The sequence below is a fragment of the Antarctobacter heliothermus genome (genome assembly GCF_900188425.1).
GTDB classification, from domain to species: domain Bacteria; phylum Pseudomonadota; class Alphaproteobacteria; order Rhodobacterales; family Rhodobacteraceae; genus Antarctobacter; species Antarctobacter heliothermus.
Genome location: NZ_FZON01000012.1, coordinates 18577 through 43083, shown reverse-complemented (window position 1 = coordinate 43083; position 24507 = coordinate 18577). Strand labels below are relative to the sequence as shown.

General features: G+C 62.0%; 24 protein-coding genes. 17 read left to right on the top strand and 7 right to left on the bottom strand.

Features of this window, described 5'->3' with window-relative positions:
• The first annotated feature begins 174 nt into the window (after window positions 1-174).
• From ccoN to ccoP, 4 genes are read left to right on the top strand one after another with little or no spacing between them, the layout of a single operon-like run.
• Window positions 175-1785, top strand: coding sequence for a cytochrome-c oxidase, cbb3-type subunit I (ccoN, locus tag CHB90_RS08490; RefSeq protein WP_089277438.1), 1611 nt, complete (start codon window positions 175-177; stop codon window positions 1783-1785).
• A 12-nt stretch (window positions 1786-1797) separates the two neighbouring features.
• Complete coding sequence (gene ccoO, locus CHB90_RS08485; RefSeq protein ID WP_089277437.1) at window positions 1798-2526, top strand: cytochrome-c oxidase, cbb3-type subunit II; 729 nt, start codon at window positions 1798-1800, stop codon at window positions 2524-2526.
• Between the two features lie 11 nt (window positions 2527-2537).
• Entirely contained in the window at window positions 2538-2729 is a 192-nt protein-coding gene (locus CHB90_RS08480) for a cbb3-type cytochrome c oxidase subunit 3 (protein ID WP_089277436.1), read from the top strand.
• Between the two features lie 12 nt (window positions 2730-2741).
• Complete coding sequence (gene ccoP, locus CHB90_RS08475; RefSeq protein WP_089277435.1) at window positions 2742-3629, top strand: cytochrome-c oxidase, cbb3-type subunit III; 888 nt, start codon at window positions 2742-2744, stop codon at window positions 3627-3629.
• Window positions 3630-3896: 267 nt separating this feature from the next.
• Here ccoP and CHB90_RS27305 read toward each other — a convergent pair whose 3' ends face one another.
• Together CHB90_RS27305 and CHB90_RS26505 are read right to left on the bottom strand one after the other, a co-directional pair.
• On the bottom strand, window positions 3897-4022 hold the full coding sequence (locus CHB90_RS27305) for a hypothetical protein (RefSeq protein WP_281256090.1): 126 nt from the start codon (window positions 4020-4022) through the stop codon (window positions 3897-3899).
• The gene (locus CHB90_RS26505) at window positions 4015-4170 is read right to left on the bottom strand and encodes a hypothetical protein (RefSeq protein ID WP_170941011.1); all 156 of its coding nucleotides are present in this window, start codon (window positions 4168-4170) and stop codon (window positions 4015-4017) included. The genes CHB90_RS27305 and CHB90_RS26505 overlap by 8 nt, the downstream gene beginning before the upstream one ends.
• Before the next feature lie 99 nt (window positions 4171-4269).
• On the opposite strand from CHB90_RS26505, the gene CHB90_RS08470 reads away from it, so the two are divergent.
• The 5 genes from CHB90_RS08470 to ccoS all read left to right on the top strand — a co-directional run bounded on the left by CHB90_RS08470 (window position 4270) and on the right by ccoS (window position 9500).
• On the top strand, window positions 4270-5145 hold the full coding sequence (locus tag CHB90_RS08470) for a LysR substrate-binding domain-containing protein (RefSeq protein WP_089277434.1): 876 nt from the start codon (window positions 4270-4272) through the stop codon (window positions 5143-5145).
• A gap of 92 nt (window positions 5146-5237) precedes the next feature.
• Window positions 5238-6671: a cytochrome c oxidase accessory protein CcoG gene (gene ccoG / locus CHB90_RS08465; RefSeq protein ID WP_089277433.1), complete on the top strand. Its 1434-nt coding sequence runs from the start codon at window positions 5238-5240 to the stop codon at window positions 6669-6671.
• Window positions 6671-7135 (top strand): FixH family protein, encoded by a 465-nt coding sequence (locus tag CHB90_RS08460; RefSeq protein WP_089277432.1) that lies wholly within the window; start codon window positions 6671-6673, stop codon window positions 7133-7135. Before ccoG ends, CHB90_RS08460 begins: the two co-directional genes overlap by 1 nt.
• Window position 7136: 1 nt before the next feature.
• Window positions 7137-9323, top strand: a complete 2187-nt coding sequence (locus CHB90_RS08455) for a heavy metal translocating P-type ATPase (RefSeq protein WP_089277431.1) — start codon at window positions 7137-7139, stop codon at window positions 9321-9323.
• A 15-nt stretch (window positions 9324-9338) separates the two neighbouring features.
• Window positions 9339-9500 carry a cbb3-type cytochrome oxidase assembly protein CcoS gene (gene ccoS, locus CHB90_RS08450; RefSeq protein ID WP_089277430.1) on the top strand — a complete coding sequence of 54 codons (162 nt, stop codon included), beginning with the start codon at window positions 9339-9341 and terminating at the stop codon, window positions 9498-9500.
• A gap of 180 nt (window positions 9501-9680) precedes the next feature.
• Here ccoS and CHB90_RS08445 read toward each other — a convergent pair whose 3' ends face one another.
• Window positions 9681-10139: an Lrp/AsnC family transcriptional regulator gene (locus CHB90_RS08445; protein ID WP_089277429.1), complete on the bottom strand. Its 459-nt coding sequence runs from the start codon at window positions 10137-10139 to the stop codon at window positions 9681-9683.
• A gap of 136 nt (window positions 10140-10275) precedes the next feature.
• Between CHB90_RS08445 and ald the strand changes: the two genes are divergently transcribed.
• Window positions 10276-11388, top strand: a complete 1113-nt coding sequence (ald, locus tag CHB90_RS08440; RefSeq protein WP_089277428.1) for an alanine dehydrogenase — start codon at window positions 10276-10278, stop codon at window positions 11386-11388.
• Window positions 11389-11507: 119 nt separating this feature from the next.
• Here ald and mscL read toward each other — a convergent pair whose 3' ends face one another.
• On the bottom strand, window positions 11508-11936 hold the full coding sequence (gene mscL / locus CHB90_RS08435; RefSeq protein ID WP_089277427.1) for a large conductance mechanosensitive channel protein MscL: 429 nt from the start codon (window positions 11934-11936) through the stop codon (window positions 11508-11510).
• A gap of 151 nt (window positions 11937-12087) precedes the next feature.
• Between mscL and CHB90_RS08430 the strand changes: the two genes are divergently transcribed.
• Together CHB90_RS08430 and CHB90_RS08425 are read left to right on the top strand one after the other, a co-directional pair.
• Window positions 12088-12789: a glutathione S-transferase family protein gene (locus tag CHB90_RS08430; RefSeq protein WP_089277426.1), complete on the top strand. Its 702-nt coding sequence runs from the start codon at window positions 12088-12090 to the stop codon at window positions 12787-12789.
• Window positions 12790-12999: 210 nt separating this feature from the next.
• A complete protein-coding gene (locus tag CHB90_RS08425; RefSeq protein ID WP_141135828.1) occupies window positions 13000-14343 on the top strand; it encodes a hypothetical protein in 1344 nt (447 codons plus the stop codon).
• A 4-nt stretch (window positions 14344-14347) separates the two neighbouring features.
• Here CHB90_RS08425 and CHB90_RS08420 read toward each other — a convergent pair whose 3' ends face one another.
• The 3 genes from CHB90_RS08420 to CHB90_RS08410 all read right to left on the bottom strand — a co-directional run bounded on the left by CHB90_RS08420 (window position 14348) and on the right by CHB90_RS08410 (window position 18060).
• Entirely contained in the window at window positions 14348-14797 is a 450-nt protein-coding gene (locus CHB90_RS08420; protein WP_089277424.1) for a YtoQ family protein, read from the bottom strand.
• Window positions 14798-14986: 189 nt separating this feature from the next.
• Window positions 14987-17488 carry a GcvT family protein gene (locus CHB90_RS08415; protein ID WP_089277423.1) on the bottom strand — a complete coding sequence of 834 codons (2502 nt, stop codon included), beginning with the start codon at window positions 17486-17488 and terminating at the stop codon, window positions 14987-14989.
• Between the two features lie 167 nt (window positions 17489-17655).
• A complete protein-coding gene (locus CHB90_RS08410; RefSeq protein WP_089277422.1) occupies window positions 17656-18060 on the bottom strand; it encodes a hypothetical protein in 405 nt (134 codons plus the stop codon).
• Between the two features lie 746 nt (window positions 18061-18806).
• Between CHB90_RS08410 and CHB90_RS08405 the strand changes: the two genes are divergently transcribed.
• From CHB90_RS08405 to rodA, 5 genes are all read left to right on the top strand, one after another.
• On the top strand, window positions 18807-19853 hold the full coding sequence (locus tag CHB90_RS08405) for a rod shape-determining protein (protein WP_089277421.1): 1047 nt from the start codon (window positions 18807-18809) through the stop codon (window positions 19851-19853).
• A 109-nt stretch (window positions 19854-19962) separates the two neighbouring features.
• The gene (gene mreC / locus CHB90_RS08400; RefSeq protein WP_089277420.1) at window positions 19963-20892 is read left to right on the top strand and encodes a rod shape-determining protein MreC; all 930 of its coding nucleotides are present in this window, start codon (window positions 19963-19965) and stop codon (window positions 20890-20892) included.
• On the top strand, window positions 20885-21424 hold the full coding sequence (locus CHB90_RS08395) for a rod shape-determining protein MreD (protein WP_089277502.1): 540 nt from the start codon (window positions 20885-20887) through the stop codon (window positions 21422-21424). The genes mreC and CHB90_RS08395 overlap by 8 nt, the downstream gene beginning before the upstream one ends.
• Entirely contained in the window at window positions 21421-23364 is a 1944-nt protein-coding gene (gene mrdA / locus CHB90_RS08390) for a penicillin-binding protein 2 (RefSeq protein WP_089277419.1), read from the top strand. The genes CHB90_RS08395 and mrdA overlap by 4 nt, the downstream gene beginning before the upstream one ends.
• Complete coding sequence (gene rodA, locus CHB90_RS08385) at window positions 23361-24506, top strand: rod shape-determining protein RodA (RefSeq protein WP_089277418.1); 1146 nt, start codon at window positions 23361-23363, stop codon at window positions 24504-24506. Before mrdA ends, rodA begins: the two co-directional genes overlap by 4 nt.
• Window position 24507: the final 1 nt, after the last annotated feature.

Below are 24507 nucleotides of genomic sequence, written 5' to 3'. Positions count from 1 at the left end.
ATGCGCACAAGCTATCGTTGCGCCTTTCGTCGCACTTTGACGCCGGTCAACATATCCATCTTGTTCCATTGATGCAGATCAAGGATGCCTTTCGCGTTACATAGCTAACAGGGGCGCAGTCAAATGACGCCCTCGCGGTCATAGAATCGTTTGGGTCAGACGAAGGGACGAAAAATGTTGAATTATCTCAAGCTCATCGTGCTGGGACTGATTGCGATCTTCTCGATGATCGCAATCAATTACGCACGCGATGTGGCTTACATGATTCACGCGATCATCATTCTGGCGGTATCCGCCGGATTGTTCGTGTGGGTCTTGCGCCACACAGATGAGCCGGTGACACCGGCTCCTCAAAACGAATACATGGACGGCGTGATCCGATATGGCGTGATCGCCACCGCCTTTTGGGGTGTGACCGGCTTTCTCGTCGGCACCTGGATTGCCACGCAGCTGGCCTTTCCCTCGCTGAACTACGAGTGGGCACAAGGGTACATGAACTTTGGCCGCCTGCGTCCGCTGCACACCAGTGCTGTGATCTTTGCCTTTGGCGGCAACGCGCTGATTGCCACCTCCTTCTATGTGGTACAGCGCACCTCGGCGGCCCGCCTCTGGGGCGGTGGCTTGGCTTGGTTTGTGTTCTGGGGCTACCAGCTGTTTATCGTGCTGGCCGCGACCGGCTATGTTCTGGGGTCCACCCAGTCCAAGGAATACGCTGAACCGGAATGGTATGTAGACCTCTGGCTGACGCTGGTCTGGGTTGCGTATCTGGCGGTCTTTGTCGGCACTCTGGTAAAACGGAAAGAGCCGCACATCTACGTCGCCAACTGGTTCTTCCTGTCCTTCATCCTGACAGTCGCGATGCTGCATATCTTCAACAACATGTCGATCCCGGTATCGATCTGGGGCTCGAAATCTGTGCAGGTCTTCTCGGGCGTGCAAGATGCGATGACCCAGTGGTGGTATGGCCACAACGCCGTTGGCTTCTTCCTGACGGCCGGCTTTCTGGGCATGATGTACTACTTTGTGCCCAAGCAGGCCGAACGCCCGGTATTCAGCTACAAACTGTCGATCATCCATTTCTGGGCGCTGATCTTCCTCTACATCTGGGCCGGTCCCCACCACCTGCACTACACCGCTCTGCCTGACTGGGCCTCGACCCTTGGCATGGTGTTCTCGATCGTGCTGTGGATGCCGTCCTGGGGGGGCATGATCAACGGCCTGATGACGCTGTCCGGCGCTTGGGACAAGCTGCGCACGGATCCGGTCATTCGGATGATGGTGATCTCTGTCGGCTTTTACGGCATGTCGACCTTTGAAGGTCCGATGATGTCGATCCGCGCGGTCAACAGCCTCAGCCACTACACCGACTGGACCATTGGTCACGTTCATTCCGGCGCGCTTGGCTGGAACGGCATGATCACCTTTGGTGCGCTTTACTATCTGGTGCCGAAACTGTGGAACCGTGAGCGTCTGTATTCGCTGTCGATGGTGTCCTGGCACTTCTGGCTCGCCACAATCGGCATCGTGCTCTACGCGGCGTCCATGTGGGTGACCGGCATCATGGAGGGCCTGATGTGGCGCGAAGTGGATGCAAACGGTTTCCTCGTGAACTCTTTCGCCGACACTGTGGCTGCGAAATTCCCGATGTATGTCGTGCGTGCGACGGGCGGTGGGCTCTTCCTCACTGGTGCCTTGATCATGTGCTACAACCTGTGGATGACCGCCACGCGTTCACCTGCCGTAGAGGCCGACGCTGCCGTGGCCCATGCCACTCCGGCCGAATAAGGAGACCGGACCATGAGCATTCTCAACAAACACGCGATCCTTGAACGGAACGTCACGCTGCTGGCCATCTTTGCCTTTCTGGTGGTGGCCATCGGCGGGCTGGTGCAAATCGTGCCGCTCTTCTACCTCGAAAACACCATTGAGGACGTGGAAGGCATGCGCCCTTACACTCCGCTGGAACTGACCGGGCGTGACATCTATGTCCGCGAGGGCTGTTACGTCTGCCACAGTCAGATGATCCGCCCCATGCGGGACGAGGTCGAACGCTATGGCCACTACAGCCTTGCGGCGGAAAGCAAGTACGATCACCCGTTCCAGTGGGGGTCCAAACGCACCGGGCCGGATCTGGCCCGTGTGGGTGGCCGGTATTCCGACGAATGGCACGTTGACCACATGCGCAACCCGCAGTCAGTGGTGCCGGAATCGGTCATGCCCAAATACGGCTTTCTCGAAGCCAAGCTGATCGAGGGCACCTATGTCGCAGATCTGATCAAGACCAACCGCTTTGTCGGCGTCCCCTACACGGACGAGATGATCGAAGCCGCTCAGGCGGACTTCATGGCACAGGCAGACCCCGACAGCGACTATGACGGCCTGCTGGAGCGCTATGGCGACAAGGTCAACGTCCGAAACTTTGACGGTGCTCCCGGCATCTCTGAGGCGGACGCGCTGATCGCTTACCTGCAAATGTTGGGCACGCTGGTCGATTTCTCGACCTTCACGCCTGACGCAAGCCGGTAAGGGGGAAAGACATGGAAACCTATTCCTTTCTCCGTCAACTGGCCGACAGCTGGGCGCTGCTTGCAATGTTCGCAATCTTCGTGGGGATCGTGATCTGGGCCTTTCGGCCCGGATCACGAAAGGTCCACGAGGATATTGCCAACATCCCGTTTCGTCATGACGACAGACCTGCCGCGTCCCCCGGGGACGACCCTGCGCAATAAGGAGCCCAGGACATGAGTGACAACAAAAATCACGACGATCTCGACTATGAGACGACGGGCCACGAATGGGACGGCATCAAGGAGTACAACAAGCCGCTGCCAAAATGGTGGCTGTATACTTTTTATGCCTGCATCGTCTGGGCGATCGGCTATTCCATCGCCTATCCCGCGTGGCCGGGCATCAAGGCGGCGACACCGGGTCTGCTGGGCTTTTCCACACGCGTCAACGTCGCCAAGGCGATCGAGGCGCACGAGGCAGAGCTGGCCCCGATCAACGCCAAACTGGCGGCGGCTGATCTGGGTGCGATTCCCGATGATCAGGAATTGCTGACCTACGCCAACAACGCAGGCGCAGCGGTGTTTCTGACCTGGTGCGCCCAGTGCCACGGCTCGGGGGCCGCGGGGGCCAAGGGCTATCCCAACTTGCTGGACGATGATTGGCTCTGGGGCGGCTCGATCGAGGCGATCCACGAAACGATCAGCCACGGCATCCGCAACGAAGTGGATGACATGGCCCGCTGGTCCGAGATGCCGGCCTTTGGCCGTGACGAGCTGCTGGCCGAGGAAGAGGTCGTGCAGGCCGTCAACTATGTGATGCAACTTTCCGGGCAGACCCCGAAGGATGCGGCCGCCGCCGAAGCGGGTGCCGAAGTCTTTGAGATCAACTGCACGGGCTGCCACATGGAAGACGGCACCGGCGACCGCTACCAGGGCGCGCCCAACCTGACGGATGCGATCTGGCTGTACGGCGGTGACTACGACTCGCTGTATCAGACCGTCTACAACTCGCGCTTTGGCGTGATGCCGCCCATGGGCGGGGCCGAGCTGAGCGAGGCAGAAATCCGCGCCGTGGCGACCTATGTCCACGGGCTTGGCGGTGGCGAAGCCTCCGAAGACTGATCCTCTTTCGATCGAACATGAAACCCCCGCCATTGGCGGGGGTTTCTTTTTGCCTGCGCGACGCCCTGCCCCGACCGCAATTAATCGTCTCGGGACGCCGCCGCTTGACCCAAGTCAAGGCGCGCGATTCACCGGCCTGTAGATTGAGGACAAGGTCGTCGGGAAACACATTCCGACGCACAGTACCCCGCCCTTGTAGGACGGGGTGTGGCGCTGGTGTCCTGTCCTGTTCGCGCGTTTCCTAGGACGCCAGCGCCCCTTTCTCCTTCACCGAAAACAGACGCCGGCCCGGCGCTTTTCCGGGAACACCCTGCCCCGCGCGTTGGCAAAGATGCGCCGTGCCGGATCCGGCGCGCGCCAGAGATCCGGCAGATAGGCCACCGGATCAATCATCGCGCCCGCTCCGCGATCCGGCGTGACTGCGGAACGGCAGATCCTCGTCAATCCAGCTCAACTTGGGCAGCGCCTCGGACCGGTGCGGGCGCGGGTCCGGGGAATTCCGGGTCGCGGTGAGAAAACTTCTTGCAAGTATTCCGAACATCAAAGCCTCCATGACGTGTTCAACTCTGCAAGTAACTTGACCCGAACACGGCCTTCATGCGACTCAGGAATAAATCCATTATGTAAGCCATAATTACAGATGAACTGGTCAACGCTCCCACCCCTCTCCTCCATGCGCGCCTTTGCAGCCTATGCGCAGGCGCGCACTGTCAGTGCGGCCGGGGATCTGCTGAATGTTAGTCACGCTGCCATCAGCCAGCAGATGCGCGCGCTGGAAACGCATCTGGGCGTTGCGTTGCTGGACCGTTCGGGCCGCAAGCTGGCGCTGACACCCGAGGGCGAAACATTGGCCCGCAGTCTGACCGATGCCTTTGGTGGCATTGCCCAGACAATCGAGGCGCTGACCGGTGCCGATGCCTCTCGTCCGTTGCAGATTTCTGTCACACCCACCTTGGCGGCATCTTGGCTGATGCCGCGGCTGAGTGTCTTCCGCGAGGCACACCCCGACATCAACCTGATGATCGACCCCTCAGCCAGGGTTCAGACGCTGGAACCGGGCGGCATTGATCTTGCCCTGCGCTATGGCGACGGATCATGGCCCGGCCTGCTGTCCGAACCGCTGATCCGGTCGCCCATCGTTGTTGTTGCCGCACCGGATCTTGTCGGCGACCGCCAGATCACCTCGCCGTCCGACCTGCGCGATTATCACTGGTTGCAGGAACTGGGCACCAACGAGGCGACCGACTGGTTTGCCAAGAACGGCGTGGACCGGGACGCGGGCCGCGGCTTTACTGCCATGCCGGGGAACCTGATGCTGGAGGCCGCCCGCGCGGGCCAGGGCATTGCCATCGTCGCAGGTGTGTTTGTCGAACCGGACATCCGCGCCGGTCGGCTGCGAAAACTGTTCGAAGACAACAAGGAAAAGGGGTATCACATCGTCACGCGCCCCGGTGTCCCGCGCCCTCCGCTCAAGGCATTCCTGAACTGGCTCCGCCGCGAAGCACGTAAAAGCTGAGTTTCAAACTCAAAATTGATGCAGGTCAAAGCTGCGCAGGCCGCGCTCTGTGAAAACCGGCCCAAATCCTAATCCAACGGAGCGAATCCGCCGTGTCCGACAGCAATTCCCCGCCTCCCTCCCTGTACGCATCCCGCGAACCGATCTTTCCCAAGCGCGTCAAAGGCAATTTCCGCAATCTCAAGTGGATCATCATGATTGTGACGCTGGGAATTTACTACATCACCCCTTGGCTGCGCTGGGACCGTGGACCACAACTTCCGGATCAGGCGGTGTTGATCGACCTTGCCAATCGGCGCTTCTTTTTCTTCTGGATCGAGATCTGGCCGCATGAGTTCTACTTTGTCGCGGGCCTACTGATCATGGCGGGTCTTGGCCTGTTCCTGTTCACCTCGGCGCTGGGACGGGTGTGGTGCGGCTATGCCTGCCCGCAAACCGTCTGGACCGATCTGTTCATTCTCGTGGAACGCTGGATCGAGGGCGACCGCAACGCGCGGCTGCGTCTACACCGTCAGAAAAAGATGGATTTCCGCAAGATACGTCTGCGACTGACCAAATGGGTGGTCTGGTTCCTGATCGGTCTGGCCACCGGCGGTGCCTGGGTGTTCTATTTTGCCGATGCGCCCAGCCTGTTGATGGATCTCGTCACCGGGCAGGCACATCCGGCGGCCTATATCACCATGCTTATCCTGACGCTGACGACCTTTTTCTTTGGCGGGTTCGCCCGCGAACAGATCTGCATCTATGCCTGCCCCTGGCCGCGCATCCAGGCCGCGATGATGGACGAGGAAACGCTGACCGTCGGCTATCGCGACTGGCGCGGAGAGCCGCGCGGCAAACATCGCAAGTCCGAAGGAGCCGAAAATCTGGGCGACTGCATCGACTGTATGGCCTGCGTCAACGTCTGCCCCATGGGCATCGACATCCGTGACGGTCAGCAGATGGAATGCATCACCTGCGCGCTGTGCATCGACGCCTGTGACGACGTGATGGCCAAGATCGGCAAGCCGCGCGGATTGATCGACTATCTCGCCTTTTCGGACGAACCGGGCGAACGCGCGGGCAATGACCCCCGCCCGGTCTGGAAACACGTCTTTCGGCCCCGCACGATCATGTACACCACGCTGTGGAGCCTTGTGGGTGTCGGCCTCGTCTTTGCCCTGTTCATCCGACCCGAAATCGAAATGACGGTCGCTCCGGTGCGCAACCCGACCTTTGTGACCCTGTCAGACGGATCAATCCGCAACACCTATGACGTGCGCCTGCTCAACAAGCACGGAGAGGACAGGCCATTCCGCATCACGCTGACCGGCGATCCAACCCTGCGGGTCCAGCTGGAGGGCACTCCCTATGAAACCGTGGACGTCCCGGCCAATGCGACCTACCTGCGAAAGGTATATGTCATTGCACCAACGTCCTCCGCCCCGGCAGCCTCTGAACGCACCGAGTTCCGGTTCTGGGTCGAGGATCTGACAAACGGCGACCGCGCGCACAACGACACGTTTTTCAACGGAAGGGCGAACTGATGGCTGGCAAGGAATTTACCCTCAAGGGTTGGCATGTCCTGGGGATCTTCTGCAGCGCCTTTGCAGTGATCATTGGGGTGAATATCGCGTTGGCGGTGAATGCCGTCAGCACATTCCCCGGCCTTGAAGTCGCCAATTCCTATGTCGCCAGCCAGACGTTCGACAAACGCCGCGCCGACCAGGAAAGCCTGGGATGGACGGTCGCGGCGCACCTGCAAGAGGATATGCTGATCCTCACCATCACCGATACACAGGGCCGCCCTGTTCAGGCGTCGCGGCTGCATGCCAAGGTCGGCCGCCCGACCAATGTCAGTGATGACCGCGAACCGGAATTTACCTTCAACGGCCACGCTTACGTCGCTTACGAAACGCTGCGCCCGGGCAACTGGGACGTCTGGTTGACCGCGACGGCACTGGACGGAACACCGTTTCAGCAGCGGCTGGAAATGACGGTGACCCACTGACATGACCGCCACGCTGCGCCCGCCTGCCTCCGCCTGCCCCGCCTGCGCCGCTGCTCCCGCAGCAGAGGCGCTGGCCGCGCAGGCTGCCCCGACAGAGGCCCATATCGTCCTTTCGCTGCCAACGATCCACTGCGCGGCCTGCATGTCATCGGTCGAACGTGCGCTGAACGCTTTCCCGGGCATCCGCTCGGCACGGGTCAACCTGACGCTCAAGCGGGTGAGTATCGAGGCCGCGCCAGACCTGACCGCCGCCGATGTCATCCCGGTGGTCGAAGGCGCAGGCTATGAGGCGCATGAGCTGGACAACAGCGCCTTGTCAGCGACAGCAACGGACAAGGCCGGGCGCGATCTGCTGATGCGGCTGGCTGTTGCGGGCTTTGCCTCGATGAACGTCATGCTTTTGTCGGTCGCGGTCTGGTCCGGGGCCGAGGGCCCGACCCGCGATCTGTTCCACTGGATTTCCGCCGCCATCGTCCTGCCGACCGTGGCCTTTTCCGGAATGCCCTTCTTTCGCAACGCCTGGACCGCCCTGTCGGCGCGTCGCCTGAATATGGACGTTCCGATTTCGCTGGCGATTCTGCTGGCGGTGGGCACATCGCTCTGGGAAACGTCTCTGTCTGGCGAACATGCCTATTTCGATGCCGCCATCACGCTGACCTTTTTCCTGCTCACCGGGCGCTACCTGGATCACCGTACCCGTTCCGTCGCCCGATCCGCCGCCGAAGAACTGGCCGCGCTGGAGGTGCCGCGTGCCTGGCGGGTAACAGACGACGGCGAGGAACAAGTATCGGTCAGCGCTCTGGCCGTCGGCGATCTGATCCGCGTGCGCCCGGGCGGACGGATGCCGGTAGACGGCGAGATCACCCAAGGCACCTCGGAACTGGACCGCTCCCTGCTGACAGGGGAAACTCTGCCGGTCTTCGCGGAACCCGGCCGCACCGTCAGCGCCGGAGAGGTCAACCTGACCGGACCGCTGGTGGTGCGGGCCAGCGCCGTGGGCCGCGACAGCTCATTGCACCGCATGGCCGATCTGGTGGCCGTGGCCGAATCCGGTCGCTCGCGCTACACCTCGCTGGCGGATCGCGCCGCCAAACTCTACGCGCCCGGCGTACATATCCTTTCGGCGCTGGCCTTCCTTGGCTGGCTGGCCTTTACCGGCGACCTGCGCGTGGCGCTCAACATTGCCGCGGCCGTGCTGATCATCACCTGCCCCTGCGCGCTTGGCCTTGCTGTTCCGGCGGTGACCACTGCGGCCTCTGGCCGGTTGTTCAAACGCGGCCTGCTGATCAAGGATTCCACCGCGCTGGAACGTCTGGCACAAGTCGATACAGTGGTCTTCGACAAGACTGGCACATTGACGGCGGGCACGCCGGAACTGACCAACCTCGGCGACTTCTCCCGGCGTGATCTGGAAATCGCCCTGGCGCTGGCCGAAGGGTCCAGCCATCCGCTTTCACAATCCCTGACAGCCGCCGCGCGCGATGCCGGGATCAAACCCGCCGCCATCACAAATGTGATGGAAATCCCCGGGCATGGCACTCAAGGCACCTGGCATGGAGAAGACGTGCGGCTGGGCCGCGCGGCCTGGGTCGGCGCCGGCCCAGGCATACAGACAGCCGCATGGCTGCGCGTAGGTGACGGACCGGCACAGGGCTTCCTGTTCACCGACCGGCTGCGCGAAGGGGCCGACACGGCGGTATCCGCCCTGCAAGCCGCCGGGTTGAAAGTCATCCTGATCTCTGGCGATACGCCTCTTGCGGTCGAGGCACTGGCAGGCCGGTTGGGCATCACGCAATGGATGGCAGAGGCGCTGCCACAAGACAAATCCGCCCGGATCGAAAAGCTGACTCAATCTGGCGCGCATGTGCTGATGGTGGGTGACGGGCTGAACGACACGGCCGCGCTAACCGCCGCCCATGCCTCGATCTCCCCCGCGTCAGCGCTGGACGCAGCGCGTGTGGCTTCGGACATCGTCCTGCTGGGCGGAACGCTTGCGCCGATCCCTGACGCCATTTCAACCGCACGCAAAGCGACCCGCCGTATCCGCGAAAATTTCACTATCGCCACATGGTACAACGTGATTGCCGTACCGCTGGCGGTGGCGGGGCTCTGCTCGCCGCTGATTGCCGCATTGGCCATGTCTGCCAGTTCCATTACCGTCTCGCTCAACGCCCTGCGATTGCGCTGACACAGGAGACCTGCGGTGAATATCCTGACCTACCTGATCCCGATCTCTCTGATCCTTGGCGGCCTCGGGCTGGTCTTTTTCGTCTTCACCCTTCGGTCGAACCAGTATGACGATCCTGAGGGGGACGCGCAAAGAATCCTCTCGGGCGAATACGATGACCACCCCAAACAGGACTGACCCGCGGGTTTCTTCTGGCTGAAAATATCCCGGGGGAGTCGACCAATGGGAGACGGGGGCAGCGCCCCCTTCCTCCTTGCGAACCTTGGCACCGGCGGCCCTGACAGGGCACAGACATCGCGGTTGAACATGCCATACCCGGCCCGTTGCACGCATCGGCAGGTCTGCCCCCACCCTGCCTCAAACCGGCAACGCCGTCGTCCGAAACACCGTGCGCAAAGCAAAGGAACTCTGCATCTGCGCCACCCCCGGCAGCCGAGTCAGGTATTGCCGGTGAATGCGGGCGAAATCCTCGGTGTCTTCGGCCACAACCTTCAGGATGTAGTCCGCAGTACCCGCCATCAGATGACACTCCAACACCGAAGGCACCCGCGCTACCGCCTTCTCGAATGCATCCAAAACCTCATCTGCCTGCGCAGTTAGCTTGATCTCGACAAAGACCGTCGCGGGCAGTCCCATCCGCCGGGCATCCAGCAGCGCCACATAGTCGCGCACATAGCCTTCGGTTTCCAGCCGCTGCACCCGGCGGTGACAGGCCGAAGGAGACAGATTGACGGCCTCCGACAGGTCAGCGTTCGAAATACGACCCGTGCGTTGGATCACGCGCAAGATACGCTTGTCTGTCTCGTCCAGAGCCATTTGTGCAAGAACCTCCGTCAGAACCGATTTTTCGTCGAAAAATCGTGCGCCCCCCTGCCTAAGTGAAAGCAAGGTAGAGAGCCAATTGCAAGCCGTCGGTGTCATAATCCCGAGCACACCGCGAGGAGGATTCGCCATGAAGATCGGTTGCCCGACAGAGATCAAACCCCAGGAATTCCGTGTTGGTCTGACACCCAACGCTGCCCGAGAGGCGGTTGAGCACGGTCATGAGGTCATTGTGCAAACAGGGGCCGGCATGGGCGCCGGGTTCACCGACACCGATTACACCGACGCCGGCGCACGCATGGCGGATACCGCGCAAGAAATCTTTGCCAAGGCCGACATGATCGTCAAGGTCAAGGAACCGCAGGCCGCCGAGCGCGCCATGCTGCGCGAGGGTCAATTGCTGTTCACCTACCTGCACCTGGCCCCCGATCCGGACCAGACACAGGACCTGCTGGCCTCCGGGGCCACCTGCATCGCCTATGAGACGGTGACCGACGGTCGCGGCGGCCTGCCCCTGCTGGCGCCCATGTCAGAGGTCGCGGGCCGTCTGGCGCCGCAGGTCGGCGCCTGGACCCTGCAAAAGGCCAACGGCGGACGTGGCGTTCTGATGGGCGGCGTGCCGGGTGTGGGTCCGGCGCGGGTTTTGGTCATAGGCGGCGGTGTCGTCGGCACCCATGCGGCGCGCATCGCCGCAGGCATGGGCGCGGATGTGACCGTTCTTGACCGCTCGCTGCCCCGTCTGCGCTATCTCGACGACGTCTTTGGCGGCACTTTCCGCACCGGCTATTCCAGTGCCGGTCTGCTGGCCGAGCATCTGACGCTGGCGGACATGATCATCGGCGCGGTGCTGGTCCCCGGCGCAGCGGCGCCAAAACTGGTCAAACGTGCCGATTTCCCCACCATGAAGCCGGGTGCAGTTCTGGTCGATGTCGCCATTGATCAGGGGGGCTGTTTCGAGACGTCGCGCGCCACCACCCACGCCGATCCGATCTACGAGGTCGACGGCATCATGCACTACTGCGTGGCCAACATGCCGGGCGCGGTGGCGCGCACCTCGACCATCGCACTGGGCAACGCGACCATGCCGTTCATGCTGGCACTTGCGGACAAAGGCTGGAAACAGGCCTGCGCCGATGATCCGCACCTGCTGAACGGGTTGAACGTGCATGCGGGCAAGCTGACCTATGCCGCGGTCGGCGAAGCGCAAGGGCTGGATGTCACGCCCCCCCAAACGCTGATCTAGACCTGACTTCAAGGAAATTGCCCCGGCAGCGCATTGACCGTCGCCGGGGCAAACTGACAAGTTTCGACATCAAAGGCACCGGAGCGCGGTACGCTCTGCCCTCTGCCCGAATAGCGGACTTAGCCGCGCGCCTTCAGCGAGTCGCGGATCTCGACCAACAGGTCAACTTCGCTCGGACCCTTGGGGGCTTCTTCGACAGCATCTTCCGGCTTGGCTGCGGCGTCCTTTATGCGATTGACCATCTTGACCAGCATAAACACCACAAAGGCGATGATCAGAAAGTTGATGACCGCCATGACAAAGCGGCCGATGGCAAAGATCGGCGCGCCGGCCTCTTCCGCCACGGCAATCGACGCGTATTCGTTTCCGTCCAACGCATAGAACCAGCCCGAGAAATCAATACCGCCGGTGAACAGCGCGATGATCGGGTTGATGATGTCGCCCACCAGCGACGCGACGATCGCGGTAAAGGCCGCGCCGACGATGATGCCGACGGCCATGTCCATGACATTGCCCTTGGCGATAAAATCCCTGAATTCCTGAATCATTCCGTGGTTCCCATGTTCCGGCGCCGCCGGTTTTCCACCGGAACATGCGCTCTTCTTGCGTATCAGATCTGCGCAATCGCACATTCGCCGACCTGTGAAACAGGGAAAAAGACACCTAGCTTTCCCCCAACCGCAGGAAAGGCCCGATAGCATGCTTGATCTCACCACCCACCCCATCGCCACCCGTTGGCCCGCCCAGTACCCTGACCGCCTCCAACTGTATTCGTTTCCCACGCCCAACGGTGTGAAAGTGTCGATCATGCTGGAGGAGATCGGCCTGCCCTATGAGGCCCACCGCGTCACGCTCAGCGAAGCGGATGTGAAAAGCCCCGAGTTTCTCAGCCTGAACCCCAACAACAAGATCCCCGCGATCATTGACCCGGACGGGCCGGACGGCACCCCGCTGGCCTTGTTCGAAAGCGGCGCGATCCTCATGTATCTGGCGGAGAAATCAGGGCAGCTGACCGGCAAGACGGCAAGTGAGCGCCACACGATCACTCAATGGCTGATGTTCCAGATGGGCGGGCTTGGCCCGATGCTGGGCCAACTTGGCTATTTCTCGAAATTCGCCGGGGCCGAGATCGAAGACCCCCGCCCGCGGGACCGTTTTGTCGTCGAGGGCAAGCGTCTGTTGAACGTCGTGGAAAAACAGCTGGACGGGCAGGGGTGGATCGCCGGAGAGTATTCCATCGCCGATATCGCCATCGCGCCTTGGCTGCGGGCATTGGACTTTTACGGCACACAAGAGGCCGTACGCTGGTTCGACCACCCCAATGCGGTGGCCTATCTGGACCGCTTTCTGGCCCGACCGGCCGTGCAGCGCGGGTTGAAAATACCGCCGCAGGAGGGGTAAGGGGCAGGCTTGTGCCCGCCTGAACGGCCCGTTAGCCTGCCCCTCAACACTTTGGGGATAAACGTTTTTCGGCACTTTCTTGTTGTTCTTTTTTGCGGCCTTGCCAGCCTTGCGCAGGCCGGAACGCTGACGCGGACGGACGAGGGCATATGCAGCCTGCGCTTTGAAGGTCAAATCGTTCCCGGCGACCTCGAATTGTTCGGGGAGGCGTTGGCCGGAGGCTCATTCGGGGCCGTATGCCTGAACAGTCCCGGCGGATCGCTGATCGAAGCCACGAAGATCGCGGAGTTTATCGAAAGCCGATACCTTGGCACGGTCATCGAGGATGGGGACAGTTGCCTGTCCGCCTGCTCTCTCATCTTCATGCTGGGCACGAAGAAGTTGGGGAGCGTCGGCAGCGACGAGTGGTCGCGGCGGCTCGAAATGGGGCTCAGCCGCCGGATGCACGTCAACGGGACGCTCGGCTTTCACCGGCCCGCGCCGACGCTGGATACCTCGCGCAGTTACAGCGCCAAAGACATGAGCGCCGCCTTTGACGTCGCGGTGAACGCCGCACTGGAGTTCATGCGTCTGGCCAATAGCTACAAGCCCTCGGACGGGACCGGCGCCATGAAGCCCGACCTGATCGAGAAGCTCCTGCAGCACAAGGGGCAGGATTTCTACTACATCGACACGGTAGACAAGGCCGGACGCTGGGATATCGAGATCTTTGGCTATCCTGAGCCGCGCCACGCCGGGGCTCGCGAGGCGCTGAACGCCTGCGACAACACCTCGAACTGGTTCAAGGGGCTTGCCCCGGTGCCGGTGATCGACGCCAACCAGGCAATGCTGGACAGCCTCGTCTACAAGCGTGCGCGGGACCTGCAACCCGAGAACGAAGACGGCATCTATTACTTCTACGAAGTGCAGGGCCGCGACGATGTGAGCGATCTCGGAGCCGGGCCGGGTGAGCGCATCTGCGAAATCGGGATCTACTACAACGAAGAGTATGTCTCGGATAAGCTTAGTGTGATGGGCTGCGGGGGCGACACGGTCTTTGGACCGAGTTTCGGTCAGCGCTGCAACGACGGCGACGACGCGGGGATCTACTTGGAGGTCTCGCCGCTCTCGATATTTTCGTCCGAGACACGACTGCGCGACCTGCCGGACAAGGTGGCCGAGATCGACCGCGTCTCGCCCGAATTTGAAATGGGACAGTCACGCAGGACAATTGCGAGCTGCTACCCCAAGGAGGGCCGGTTTGTGCGGGTTTCCGAAGGCCCGCGGCTGGAGATCGTCGACAGCACGGACAAGCCGCGCAAAAGGATCGCGCTGGCCCAAGAGTGGCTTTCCCTGACCATCGGCCCCGAAGAGACACGATTCACCGGGCCCGACAACAATCGCAAGGTCTGCAAGGACTGGTGCGATTTGCATGACGGCAAATTCTCCAGTCCCGAAGCGGACCGGGCCCCCGAGATGGTACAGACATGCAAAGATATGTCATTGGTCTGGTGGAGCGTCGTCCTGCCTGACGGTCGCAGCGGCTGGACCCCGGCGCAATACCTGATGCCCTGACGCCTCAGGCCGGCAACGTCCCGGTCAGGACATAGCGCAGCACCTGAACCACCTGTTCTGGCGTGCGGGCAACGGCCAAAGCGGCGGCGTCCACCTCTTTCAGCGCGTGGTCATGTTCGGGCGGCTGCAGGATGATCAGCGATTTGCCCAGCGCGCTGGCGCAGCCCGCGTCAAAGGCCGCGTTCCACTGTTTGTACTTGTCGCCAAAGCGCACGACCACAACATCCGCATCGGCAATCCCCTTGCGCGTGCGGATCGCGTTGATTTTCGCGCCCTTGTTGTCGTGCCAGAACTTGTTCGGTTCCTCCCCGAGGATGTCCACGCCGCAATCGTCGCTGGCTCCGTGGTCCGTCACCGGCGCGTTGAAGGTGATGTCCAACCCCTGTGCGCCCTCGATGATCTGGTCGCGCCAGTCGGTGTGGATTTCTCCTGAAAGATAGACGTTCAGTCCCATGTCCGCTCCTTTCCATGAAAAAGGGCGCGATCTGCGCCCCGTTTCCTGACAACATATCCGGCCTCGCGCCTGTGGCAAGGTGTGAGGGCGTCATGCCCAAGGGATGCTTGCTGCATGACCCCCGTCTCCCTGCGGTCGACTCCCCCGGGATATTTCTGGACAGTAGACGCCGGATGAAGGCACTGAGGGTCAGCCGTCCTTGCGAATAACCTCGTTCTTGGGGTCGTAAGGGCTGTCATGGGTCACTGTGGCGTCCCAGAGTTGGTCCAGCATCTTGACCTTCAGCCGGGTGCCTTCGATCGCGTGTTCGGGTGTGACGTAGCCCATGCCGATGGATTTCTCGAAATGCACTGAGTACCCGCCGGACGTCAGCCGCCCGACGCGGGTGCCGTCCTGCGCATACAGCGCCTCACGCCCCCAAGGATCAGCGTCCGGTGGCCCGTCGATCAGCAGGGTCACGCATTTGGAGCCGATGCCGGTCTGTTCCAGGTTCGCCTTGCCGTGGAAGTCCTTGGTGAGGTCGACAAAACGCGGCAGGTCGGCCTCTAGGGGCGTCGCGTCGCGGCCCAGTTCGTTGCCAAAGGCGCGGTAGCTCTTTTCCTGCCGCAGCCAGTTCTGCGCCCGCGCACCGACCAGTTTCAGCCCGTGTTTTTCGCCCGCGGTCATCAGCTGATCCCACAGGTTGTTCTGCATCTCGATCGGGTGGTGCAATTCCCAGCCCAGTTCGCCGGTATAGGCGACGCGGATTGCCATGACCGGCACCATCCCCAGTTCGATGTTGCGCATGGTCAGCCAGGGGAACCGTTTGTTGGACAGCACGGTGTCGGGGTCGGCGTCCTTTACGATCTCACGCAGGACGTCGCGAGATTTCGGCCCGGCGATGGCGAAGACCCCCCATTGGGTTGTCACGTCATGGCAGGAGATCCAGCCGAATTCTGCGCGCTTGTCCTCAATGGCCTTTTGCAGAAAGTCGCTGTCATAGGCCGTCCATGCCCCGGCGGAGACAAGGTAGTAGCGGTCCTCATCCAGCCGCACGATGGTGTATTCGGTGCGCGTGGTGCCGTGTGTGGTCAGCGCATAGGTCAGGTTGATGCGACCGACCTTGGGAAGCTTGTTGCAGGTGAACCAGTCAAGGAACTGCGTCGCGCCCGGCCCCTCGACGATATGTTTGGTGAATGCCGTGGCGTCGATCAGGCCGACGCCCTCCCGCACGGCCCTGGCCTCATCCACCGCATATTGCCACCAGCCGCCGCGTCGGAACGACCGCGCGTCGTGGTCAAACGTGTCCGGTGCATCCAGCGGGCCGTAATAGTTGGGCCGCTCCCAGCCGTTCACACAGCCGAACTGCGCGCCACGCGCCTTTTGCCGGTCATAGGCCGGGGCGGTGCGCAGCGGGCGTGCGGCAGGGCGTTCCTCATCCGGGTGGTGGAGGATGTAGACGTGTTCGTACGCCTCTTCGTTCTTGGCGACAGCGTATTGGGTGGTCATCCAGCCGCCGAACCGCTTGGGGTCCAGCGAGGCCATGTCGATCTCTGCCTCACCCTCGACCATCAGTTGTGCAAGGTAATATCCGGTGCCGCCAGCCGCCGTGATGCCGAAGGAAAACCCTTCGGCCAGCCACATGTTGCGCAGGCCCGGCGCGGGTCCAAGCAGCGGGTTGCCATCCGGCGTGTAGCAGATCGGGCCGTTGAAATCGTCCTTGAGGCCGCAGTCTTCGCAGGACGGAATCCGGTGGATCATCGCCATGTATTGCTCTTCGATCCGCTCCAGATCCAGCTGGAACAGATCGGCGCGGAAACTGTCCGGCACACCGTAGGCAAAGCGGGCGGGTGCGTTTTTCTCATACACGCCCAGGATCCAGCCGCCGCGTTCCTCACGCACATAGGATTGCGCGTCGGCATCGCGGATGACGGGATGTTCGGCGTTCGTCTTGCGGTAGTCGACCAGCGCCGGATCCTGCTCCATCACGATGAACTGGTGCTCTACCGGAATGGCCGGGATCTTGATCCCCAGCAGGTGCGCGGTCCGCTGTGCGTGGTTGCCGGTGGCGGTGACCACATGTTCGGCGGTGATGACCTTTTGTTCGTCGCCGGGGACAAGGTTGCCGCCCTTTTCGACCATCTTGGTGATGGTGACCTGCCACTCGGACCCGGTCCACTCATAGCCATCGACTTGCCACTTGCGTTCGATCACCACGCCGCGCTGGCGCGCGCCCTTGGCCATGGCCATGGTCACGTCAGCGGGGTTAATGTAGCCATCGGTGGGGTGATACAGCGCGCCTTTCAGATCCTCCGTGCGGATCAGCGGCCAGCGGTCCTTGATCTGCGCGGGCGTCATCCACTCATAGGGCACGCCGCAGGTTTCAGCGGTCGAGGCGTAGAGCATGTACTCGTCCATGCGATCCTGCGTCTGCGCCATGCGCAGATTGCCAACCACGGAAAACCCCGCGTTCAGCCCGGTCTCTTCTTCCAGTGTCTTGTAGAAGCGGATCGAATAGTCGTGGATGTGGGTCGTGGCAAAAGACATGTTGAAATAGGGCAATAGGCCCGCCGCGTGCCATGTGCTGCCGGACGTCAACTCATCGCGTTCCAGCAACAAGACATCGTCCCAGCCCGCCTTGGCCAGATGATAGGCAATCGACGTGCCGACGGCCCCGCCGCCGACGACCAAAGCTTTGACATGGGTTTTCATCACACGACTCTCCCGTTCTTTGAAAGAGTGCATAGCGCGCCGCGAAGTCCCGCGCCGCGCGCGCCCGACATCTCAGGTGGGGAAAACGACGCCGCCCCGCGCAAGGCACGGGGCGGCGGACAAAAAATGACCGATCACGCCTGTGCGGCGCAGTCCGTCAGACGCGGTCAGCAGTCGTAGAGATAGGTAAAGACCAGCGTATCGGTCTTCCATTGTCCGGTGGGCTGGCAATTGTGAAAAACCTGACGATTGCCGCTGACCTGCACGCGCAACTGGTTGGGCGCAACCGGCCCCTCGACATGGTATTCACTTGGGCTGCCGGGGCAGGCGCTGGAAAAAACCCGCGCCGTGCCCGAATACCAGTTGCCGTTCTTGACCCCGTTGAACAGCAATGTGCCGGGGCGTACGCCCGCTGGCCATTGCCAGCTGTGCGGTGTCGTCTCATAGCTGAGCCAGCGATTGTTGCCCTGTGCCTGCAACCGCATGACCGATCCGTTGTGATCCCAGCAGGAATCGGCGACGGCCTGGCTGGCAATCAGACTGGCAAGAACCAATGTCAAAAATCGTTTCATCGGGATTCCTTTAGCTTTTGGTAGAATGCACCTGGCTTCATCTTCCGCCCGCCATATGTGACCTGTCAAACATTTTTGACGGGGGCGCCCATCGGCCGGCTCCCCGAATGTGTCCCGTCGATGCCAAGCTCCTGAACCCAATCAGCGTTTACACTGCAGGTATAGGTTGTTCAGGGATGTTTCATGTCTTTTGCAAAGACCAACGGCGTTCTTGTGCTGTCAGGGCGTGTCGGCTTGGGCGCCCCCTCTGCACCCGATCAGCAGTCATCCGGACCCTACAGTCTGGCAAAGCGAGCATGCAACCTATCGGAGAGTAACATAGGCCGAACGGCGCGGACGCGTCGAGAGTGCAGAAAGCAGAATATGGCCACATCGGTTGCGCGTCTTCGAAGCGACATTCGGCGATCTCAACCTGGCAGTCACCGCCCGCAGGCCAGATTATCACATCGAACGCATTTTCCGGATCGTCGATCCGGCCGGCAAGCGTCCCCTTTCACAGAGACGCAGCCGCGCGTTTCCCGCCAAGATCGCATTGGCTTCGACAGAGTAGGTGATGGTGTGGCGGGCACAGGTCCGGGCAGATCGAGGTCGCAACAGATATTGCCCCCATTGTTGCGGCGGCATGCGGCGATTCCCCGCTGATTGGCCCCCCCGCCCCCCTTCCGCATCAACCGGTGCGGGCCTATAAGAGCGCTGGTCCGGACTGGAAGAGTCGCGGGCCAATGAGGCAATGGGGCAATAATAAAATGTTTGGCATGGATAAACTCCTTGGCCTGTTCTCGTCGGACATGGCCATCGACCTTGGGACCGCGAACACACTGGTCTACGTCAAGGGCAAGGGAATTGTTTTGTCTGAGCCGTCCGTCGTCGCCTACCACATCAAGGACGGGGTCAAGAAGGTGTTGGCCGTCGGCGAAGACGCAAAGCTTATGCTCGGCAGGACGCCCGGCAGCATCGAGGCAATCCGCCCGATGCGCGAGGGCGTGATCGCGGATTTCGACACAGCCGAGGCGATGATCAAGGAATTCATCCGCAAGGTTCACCGCCGCTCGACCTTTTCCAAACCGAAAATCATCGTCTGCGTTCCGCATGGTGCCACACCCGTTGAAAAACGCGCGATCCGTCAGTCGGTCTTGTCCGCAGGTGCGCGCAAGGCTGGCCTGATCGCCGAACCCATTGCGGCGGCCATCGGCGCGGGCATGCCAATCACCGACCCGACCGGCAACATGGTTGTCGATATCGGCGGCGGGACAACTGAAGTTGCCGTTCTGTCGCTGGGCGACATTGTCTATGCGCGTTCTGTACGCGTTGGTGGTGACCGCATGGACGAGGCGATCATCAACTACCTGCGCCGCCAACAGAACCTGCTGGTGGGCGAATCCACTGCCGAACGTATCAAGACTTCTATCGGCACGGCACGGATGCCCGACGACGGGCGTGGCAGCAGCATGCAGATCCGCGGACGCGATCTGCTGAACGGTGTGCCCAAGGAGACCGAGATCAGCCAGGCCCAGGTGGCCGAAGCCCTGAGCGAGCCGGTGCAGGCGATCTGCGAAGCCGTGATGACCGCGCTTGAGGCAACCCCGCCGGATCTGGCCGCCGACATTGTCGACCGGGGTGTGATGCTGACCGGGGGCGGTGCGCTGCTGGGCGATCTGGATCTGGCGCTGCGCGAACAGACCGGTCTGGCCGTCTCCATCGCTGACGAATCACTCAACTGCGTGGCTTTGGGCACTGGCAAGGCGCTGGAGTACGAAAAACAACTGCGCCACGCGATCGACTACGATAGCTGACGAAACTGTAGGTGAGGCGATTTTTCGGCGAAAAATCGTTTCCTCCCACAACCGCTGTATCTGATCCAAGGCATTCTGTAACATCCGCCAAACCCGATGCGAGGGACCCTTGGCCAGCGACCGCAATGCACAAGACGATTTCACCGGCCCGCTCAAGCGGTTGCTGCTGGTCGTGCTGGCGCTGTCTCTGGCAGGCGTCTTTCTGCTCTGGCGGATCGACAGCCCGCGCGTCGAACGGTTTCGTGCGCAGGTGGTGGATGCGGTTGTGCCACGCATGGACTGGGCGATGGCGCCCGTCACCGCCTCTGTCCGGCTTGTCCGCGATTTCCAGAGCTACCAGCGCCTCTACGAACAGAACGAGGAACTGCGCCGCGAACTGCGCAAGATGACTGCCTGGAAAGAGGCGGCCTTGCAGCTGGAGCAGGAAAATGCCCGCCTGCGTGACCTGAACAACGTGCGGTTGGACCCTCGCCTGACCTTTATCACCGCCGTGGTGCTGGCGGACAGCGGATCGCCGTTTCGGCAATCGGTGCTGATCAACGTGGGCTCACGCGATGGGATCGTGGACGGCTGGGCCACGATGGATGGCATCGGTCTTGTCGGGCGCGTGTCCGGCGTGGGGGCCAATACCAGCCGCGTGATCCTGCTCACCGACGCCACCAGCCGTATTCCGGCAGAGATCCAGCCCTCGGGCCAGCGCGCGCTGATCGCCGGTGACAACACATCCGCCCCACCCATCGACTTTCTGGAAAACCCCGACCTTGTCCGCCCCGGTGACCGCATCGTGACCACCGGCGACGGTGAGGTGTTTCCGCCGGGCCTGTTGATCGGACAAGTGGCCGAAGACCCCGGCGGGCGTCTGCGGGTCCGTATGGCTGCAGACTACGAACGGTTGGAGTTTCTGCGCGTGTTGCGGGACCACGGCACACGCCGGGTCGATTCGCCCTCGTCGCTGATCCTGCCCGAGGACCTGCCGGATGCCGGTGTCCCGCCGGTCACAGCGCCTGACGCGGTCCCGGGGGACGGCGGGGATGGCTGACAACAGCCCCGCGCGGCTCTGGAGCATGCGAGCGACCTATTTCGGCCTCGCGTTTGTGGTCTTTTTCTTTCATCTGTTGCCGTTGCAGATCATGCCCTCACGCATCGCCGGTCCGGATGTGCTGACCGTGCTCACCTTTGCCTGGGCGCTACGCAGGCCCAGCTATGTGCCGATGCTGTCGGTGGCCGTGGTCATGCTGTTGGCGGATTTTCTGTTTCATCGTCCACCCGGGTTGTGGGCATTGTTGGTGTTGTTGGCGGCCGAATGGCTCAAGGTACGCGGTCGGCATGTGCGCGAGAACACTTTTGTCGCAGAGTGGATCACCGCCGCTACCGCGCTATTTGTCATCACCGTGACTTACCGCGTCATTCTGGCGGTCTTGATCGTGACGCCGGGAATGCTTTCTCTATGGGTGATGCAATATGGTATGACGGTTGCGGTTTACCCGCTGGTTGCCGCGATCAGCTATCTGGCCCTGGGTGTGCGCCGCAGCACGCCCGGAGAATATGACCACACAGGACGCCCGCTATGAGACGCACGCCACGCGAAACCCAGGAAAGCGCCCGCCGGATCACCCGGCGCGGGCTGATCCTTGGCGGTGGTCAACTGGTCTTTGCCGGGGTTCTGGCGCTGCGAATGCGCCACATGCAGGTCGATCAGGCGGATGAGTTTCGCCTGCTGGCCGAAGAGAACCGCATCAATATCCGGCTGATCCCGCCCGCCCGTGGCCGCATCTTTGACCGCGAGGGGCGGGTGATCGCCGAAAACGAACAGACCTACCGGATCACCCTGACACGAGAGGATGCAGGCGATGTCGCCACTGTCATCCAGCGTCTGGGCCAACTGGTGGAACTGGATGAGGGCGACCTCAACCGCGCGTTGGCGGAAATGGAACGGACGCCACCGTTCTTTCCCGTCACGGTGGCCGACCGTGTCACATGGGAGGACATCAGCCGCGTCGCCGTGAACGCCCCCGCCCTGCCCGGCGTGACAACAGAGGTCGGCCTCAGCCGGTTTTACCCGGGTCGCGAACTTTACGCCCATGTGGCGGGCTACGTCGGCCCGGTTTCCGAGCGCGACCTGAGCCGCTATGAGGATCCGCCGCCGGTGTTGCGCATCCCGCGCTTTCAGATCGGCAAGGTCGGGGTCGAATCGAAATACGAGGAAAAGCTGCGCGGCAGCGCCGGGGCCAAGCGGGTCGAGGTCAACGCCGTGGGCCGCGTCATGCGCGAACTTGACCGCCGCGAGGGCGTGGCCGGAGCTGATCTGCAACTGACCGTCGATACCGCGTTGCAGGACTATGTGCAGGCGCGGCTGGGCCCCGACAGCGCCTCTGTCGTGGTGATGGATCTGGAACACGGCGATCTGCTGGCCATCGCTTCGTCGCCGTCTTACGATCCCAACAAATTCGTGCGCGGCATTACCGTCAAGGACTATGGAGAGCTGCGCGACAACGATCACCGTCCACTAGCCTCCAAGACGGTGCAGGACGCCTATCCACCCGGCTCGACCTTCAAGATGGTGACGGCGCTTGCCGCGATGGATGCTGGCCTGATGACGCCAGACGATACCGTCTGGTGCCCCGGCCACCTGGAGGTCGGCGGGCGCAAGTTCCACTGCTGGAAACGTGTCGGCCACGGCCACATGAACCTGGAACAAAGCCTGCGCGAAAGCTGTGATGTCTATTATTACGAGCTGGCGCTGAAGGTCGGGATCGAACGCATCGCCGCCATGGCGCGCAAGCTGGGCATGGGCGAAGCGCATGACATCCCCATGTCGGCTGTGACCAGCGGGCTGGTGCCCGACAAGGCGTGGAAACTGCGCGAACGCGGCGCGGACTGGGTGATCGGCGATTCCGTCAACGCCGCCATCGGTCAGGGTTTTGTGCTGACCTCGCCGCTGCAACTGGCGGTCATGTCGGCGCGGATTGCCACCGGGCGCGCGATCACTCCACGTCTGGTCAAAAGCGCGGACGGGATCGAAACACCGCGCCGCGAAGCGCCGGATCTGGGCCTGAATCCCAATCACCTGCTTCAGGTGCGCCGCGCCATGTTTGCCGTGTCGAACCACCGCCACGGCACCGCCTACCGGTCGCGTATCGTCGCCGAGGGGCTGCGCATGGCTGGCAAGACCGGCACCAGCCAGGTCCGCAACATTACCGCCGCTGAACGGGCGCGCGGTGTGACATCGAACGACGATCTGCCGTGGGATCGCCGAGACCACGCGCTGTTCGTCAACTTTGCGCCCTTTGACAATCCGCGCATCGCGGTGGCCGTGGTCGTCGAACACGGCGGCGGCGGCAGCACCGCCGCCGCCCCCATCGCACGCGACATCACGCTCCAGGCGCTGTACGGTGAGGACCCGCCGCTAGAGGCCTATCCCACAGCCGACCGCCGCCGCGTCAAGGCGTTGCAGGAACGGCTCGCCCGCGAACGCGACGCACGCCGCGCCGGCGGGAGCGACAGCGCGTGACCTATCTTGAATACAACGTAAAGACGGTCCCCACCGGCTGGCGCAAGATCCTACATCTGAACTGGCCGCTCGTGGTGCTGCTGGCCACCGTGGCGGGTGTCGGCTTTCTGATGCTCTACTCGGTTGCCGGTGGCTCTTTCAGCCCTTGGGCGGAACCGCAGATCAAGCGGTTTGGCCTGGGACTGGTTTTGATGTTCGTCGTAGCCATGGTGCCAATTTATTTCTGGCGCAACATGGCGCTGGTCGCCTATGTCGGATCGCTGGGCCTGCTTGTCCTGGTCGAATTCTTTGGCGCTGTCGGTATGGGGGCTCAGCGCTGGATCGACCTTGGTTTTATGCGCCTGCAACCTTCCGAGGTGATGAAGATCGCCATGGTGATGCTGCTGGCCGCCTACTACGACCGGCTACCGCTCAGCCGCACCTCGCGCCCCTTGTGGGTGCTTGTTCCCATCCTGATCATCCTGCTGCCCACCGGACTGGTGCTGACCCAGCCCGATCTGGGCACGGCGATCCTGCTGATGACGGCGGGCGGGTTGATGATGTTCCTCGCAGGGGTCCACTGGCTCTATTTCGCAACCGTTCTGAGTGCGGCCTGCGGCGGCATCTGGGCGGTGTTCCAATCGCGGGGAACCGAATGGCAGTTGCTGGAGGACTACCAATTCCGCCGTATCGACACCTTTCTTGATCCGTCGTCGGACCCGCTGGGCGCGGGCTACCACATCACCCAGGCCAAGATCGCCATGGGCTCGGGCGGCTGGACCGGTCGGGGGTTCATGCAGGGCACACAAAGCCGTCTGAACTTTCTGCCGGAAAAGCACACCGACTTTATCTTCAACACGCTGGCGGAGGAGTTCGGCTTTGTCGGCGGTGTCTCCCTGCTGGCGCTCTATGTGTTGATCCTGCTGTTCTGCATCGTTGCGGCGGTCCAGAATCGTGACCGCTTCTCATCCTTGCTGATCCTGGGCGTCGGGCTGACCTTTTTCTTGTTCTTCGCCGTCAACATGTCGATGGTCATGGGGCTGGCGCCGGTTGTGGGCGTGCCGCTGCCGATGGTCAGCTATGGCGGATCCGCGATGCTGGTGCTGATGCTGGCCTTCGGCATGGTGCAAAGCGCGCATATCCATCGCCCGAGGCAGGCCTGAC

Coding starts and splice junctions, on each gene's coding strand:
- ccoN (WP_089277438.1), top strand. CDS start 175: ATGTTGAATTATCTCAAGCTCATCGTGCTGGGACTGATTGCGATCTTC.
- ccoO (WP_089277437.1), top strand. CDS start 1,798: ATGAGCATTCTCAACAAACACGCGATCCTTGAACGGAACGTCACGCTG.
- CHB90_RS08480 (WP_089277436.1), top strand. CDS start 2,538: ATGGAAACCTATTCCTTTCTCCGTCAACTGGCCGACAGCTGGGCGCTG.
- ccoP (WP_089277435.1), top strand. CDS start 2,742: ATGAGTGACAACAAAAATCACGACGATCTCGACTATGAGACGACGGGC.
- CHB90_RS27305 (WP_281256090.1), bottom strand. CDS start 4,022: ATGATTGATCCGGTGGCCTATCTGCCGGATCTCTGGCGCGCGCCGGAT.
- CHB90_RS26505 (WP_170941011.1), bottom strand. CDS start 4,170: ATGTTCGGAATACTTGCAAGAAGTTTTCTCACCGCGACCCGGAATTCC.
- CHB90_RS08470 (WP_089277434.1), top strand. CDS start 4,270: ATGAACTGGTCAACGCTCCCACCCCTCTCCTCCATGCGCGCCTTTGCA.
- CHB90_RS08460 (WP_089277432.1), top strand. CDS start 6,671: ATGGCTGGCAAGGAATTTACCCTCAAGGGTTGGCATGTCCTGGGGATC.
- CHB90_RS08455 (WP_089277431.1), top strand. CDS start 7,137: ATGACCGCCACGCTGCGCCCGCCTGCCTCCGCCTGCCCCGCCTGCGCC.
- CHB90_RS08445 (WP_089277429.1), bottom strand. CDS start 10,139: ATGGCTCTGGACGAGACAGACAAGCGTATCTTGCGCGTGATCCAACGC.
- ald (WP_089277428.1), top strand. CDS start 10,276: ATGAAGATCGGTTGCCCGACAGAGATCAAACCCCAGGAATTCCGTGTT.
- mscL (WP_089277427.1), bottom strand. CDS start 11,936: ATGATTCAGGAATTCAGGGATTTTATCGCCAAGGGCAATGTCATGGAC.
- CHB90_RS08430 (WP_089277426.1), top strand. CDS start 12,088: ATGCTTGATCTCACCACCCACCCCATCGCCACCCGTTGGCCCGCCCAG.
- CHB90_RS08420 (WP_089277424.1), bottom strand. CDS start 14,797: ATGGGACTGAACGTCTATCTTTCAGGAGAAATCCACACCGACTGGCGC.
- CHB90_RS08415 (WP_089277423.1), bottom strand. CDS start 17,488: ATGAAAACCCATGTCAAAGCTTTGGTCGTCGGCGGCGGGGCCGTCGGC.
- CHB90_RS08410 (WP_089277422.1), bottom strand. CDS start 18,060: ATGAAACGATTTTTGACATTGGTTCTTGCCAGTCTGATTGCCAGCCAG.
- CHB90_RS08405 (WP_089277421.1), top strand. CDS start 18,807: ATGTTTGGCATGGATAAACTCCTTGGCCTGTTCTCGTCGGACATGGCC.
- CHB90_RS08395 (WP_089277502.1), top strand. CDS start 20,885: ATGGCTGACAACAGCCCCGCGCGGCTCTGGAGCATGCGAGCGACCTAT.
- mrdA (WP_089277419.1), top strand. CDS start 21,421: ATGAGACGCACGCCACGCGAAACCCAGGAAAGCGCCCGCCGGATCACC.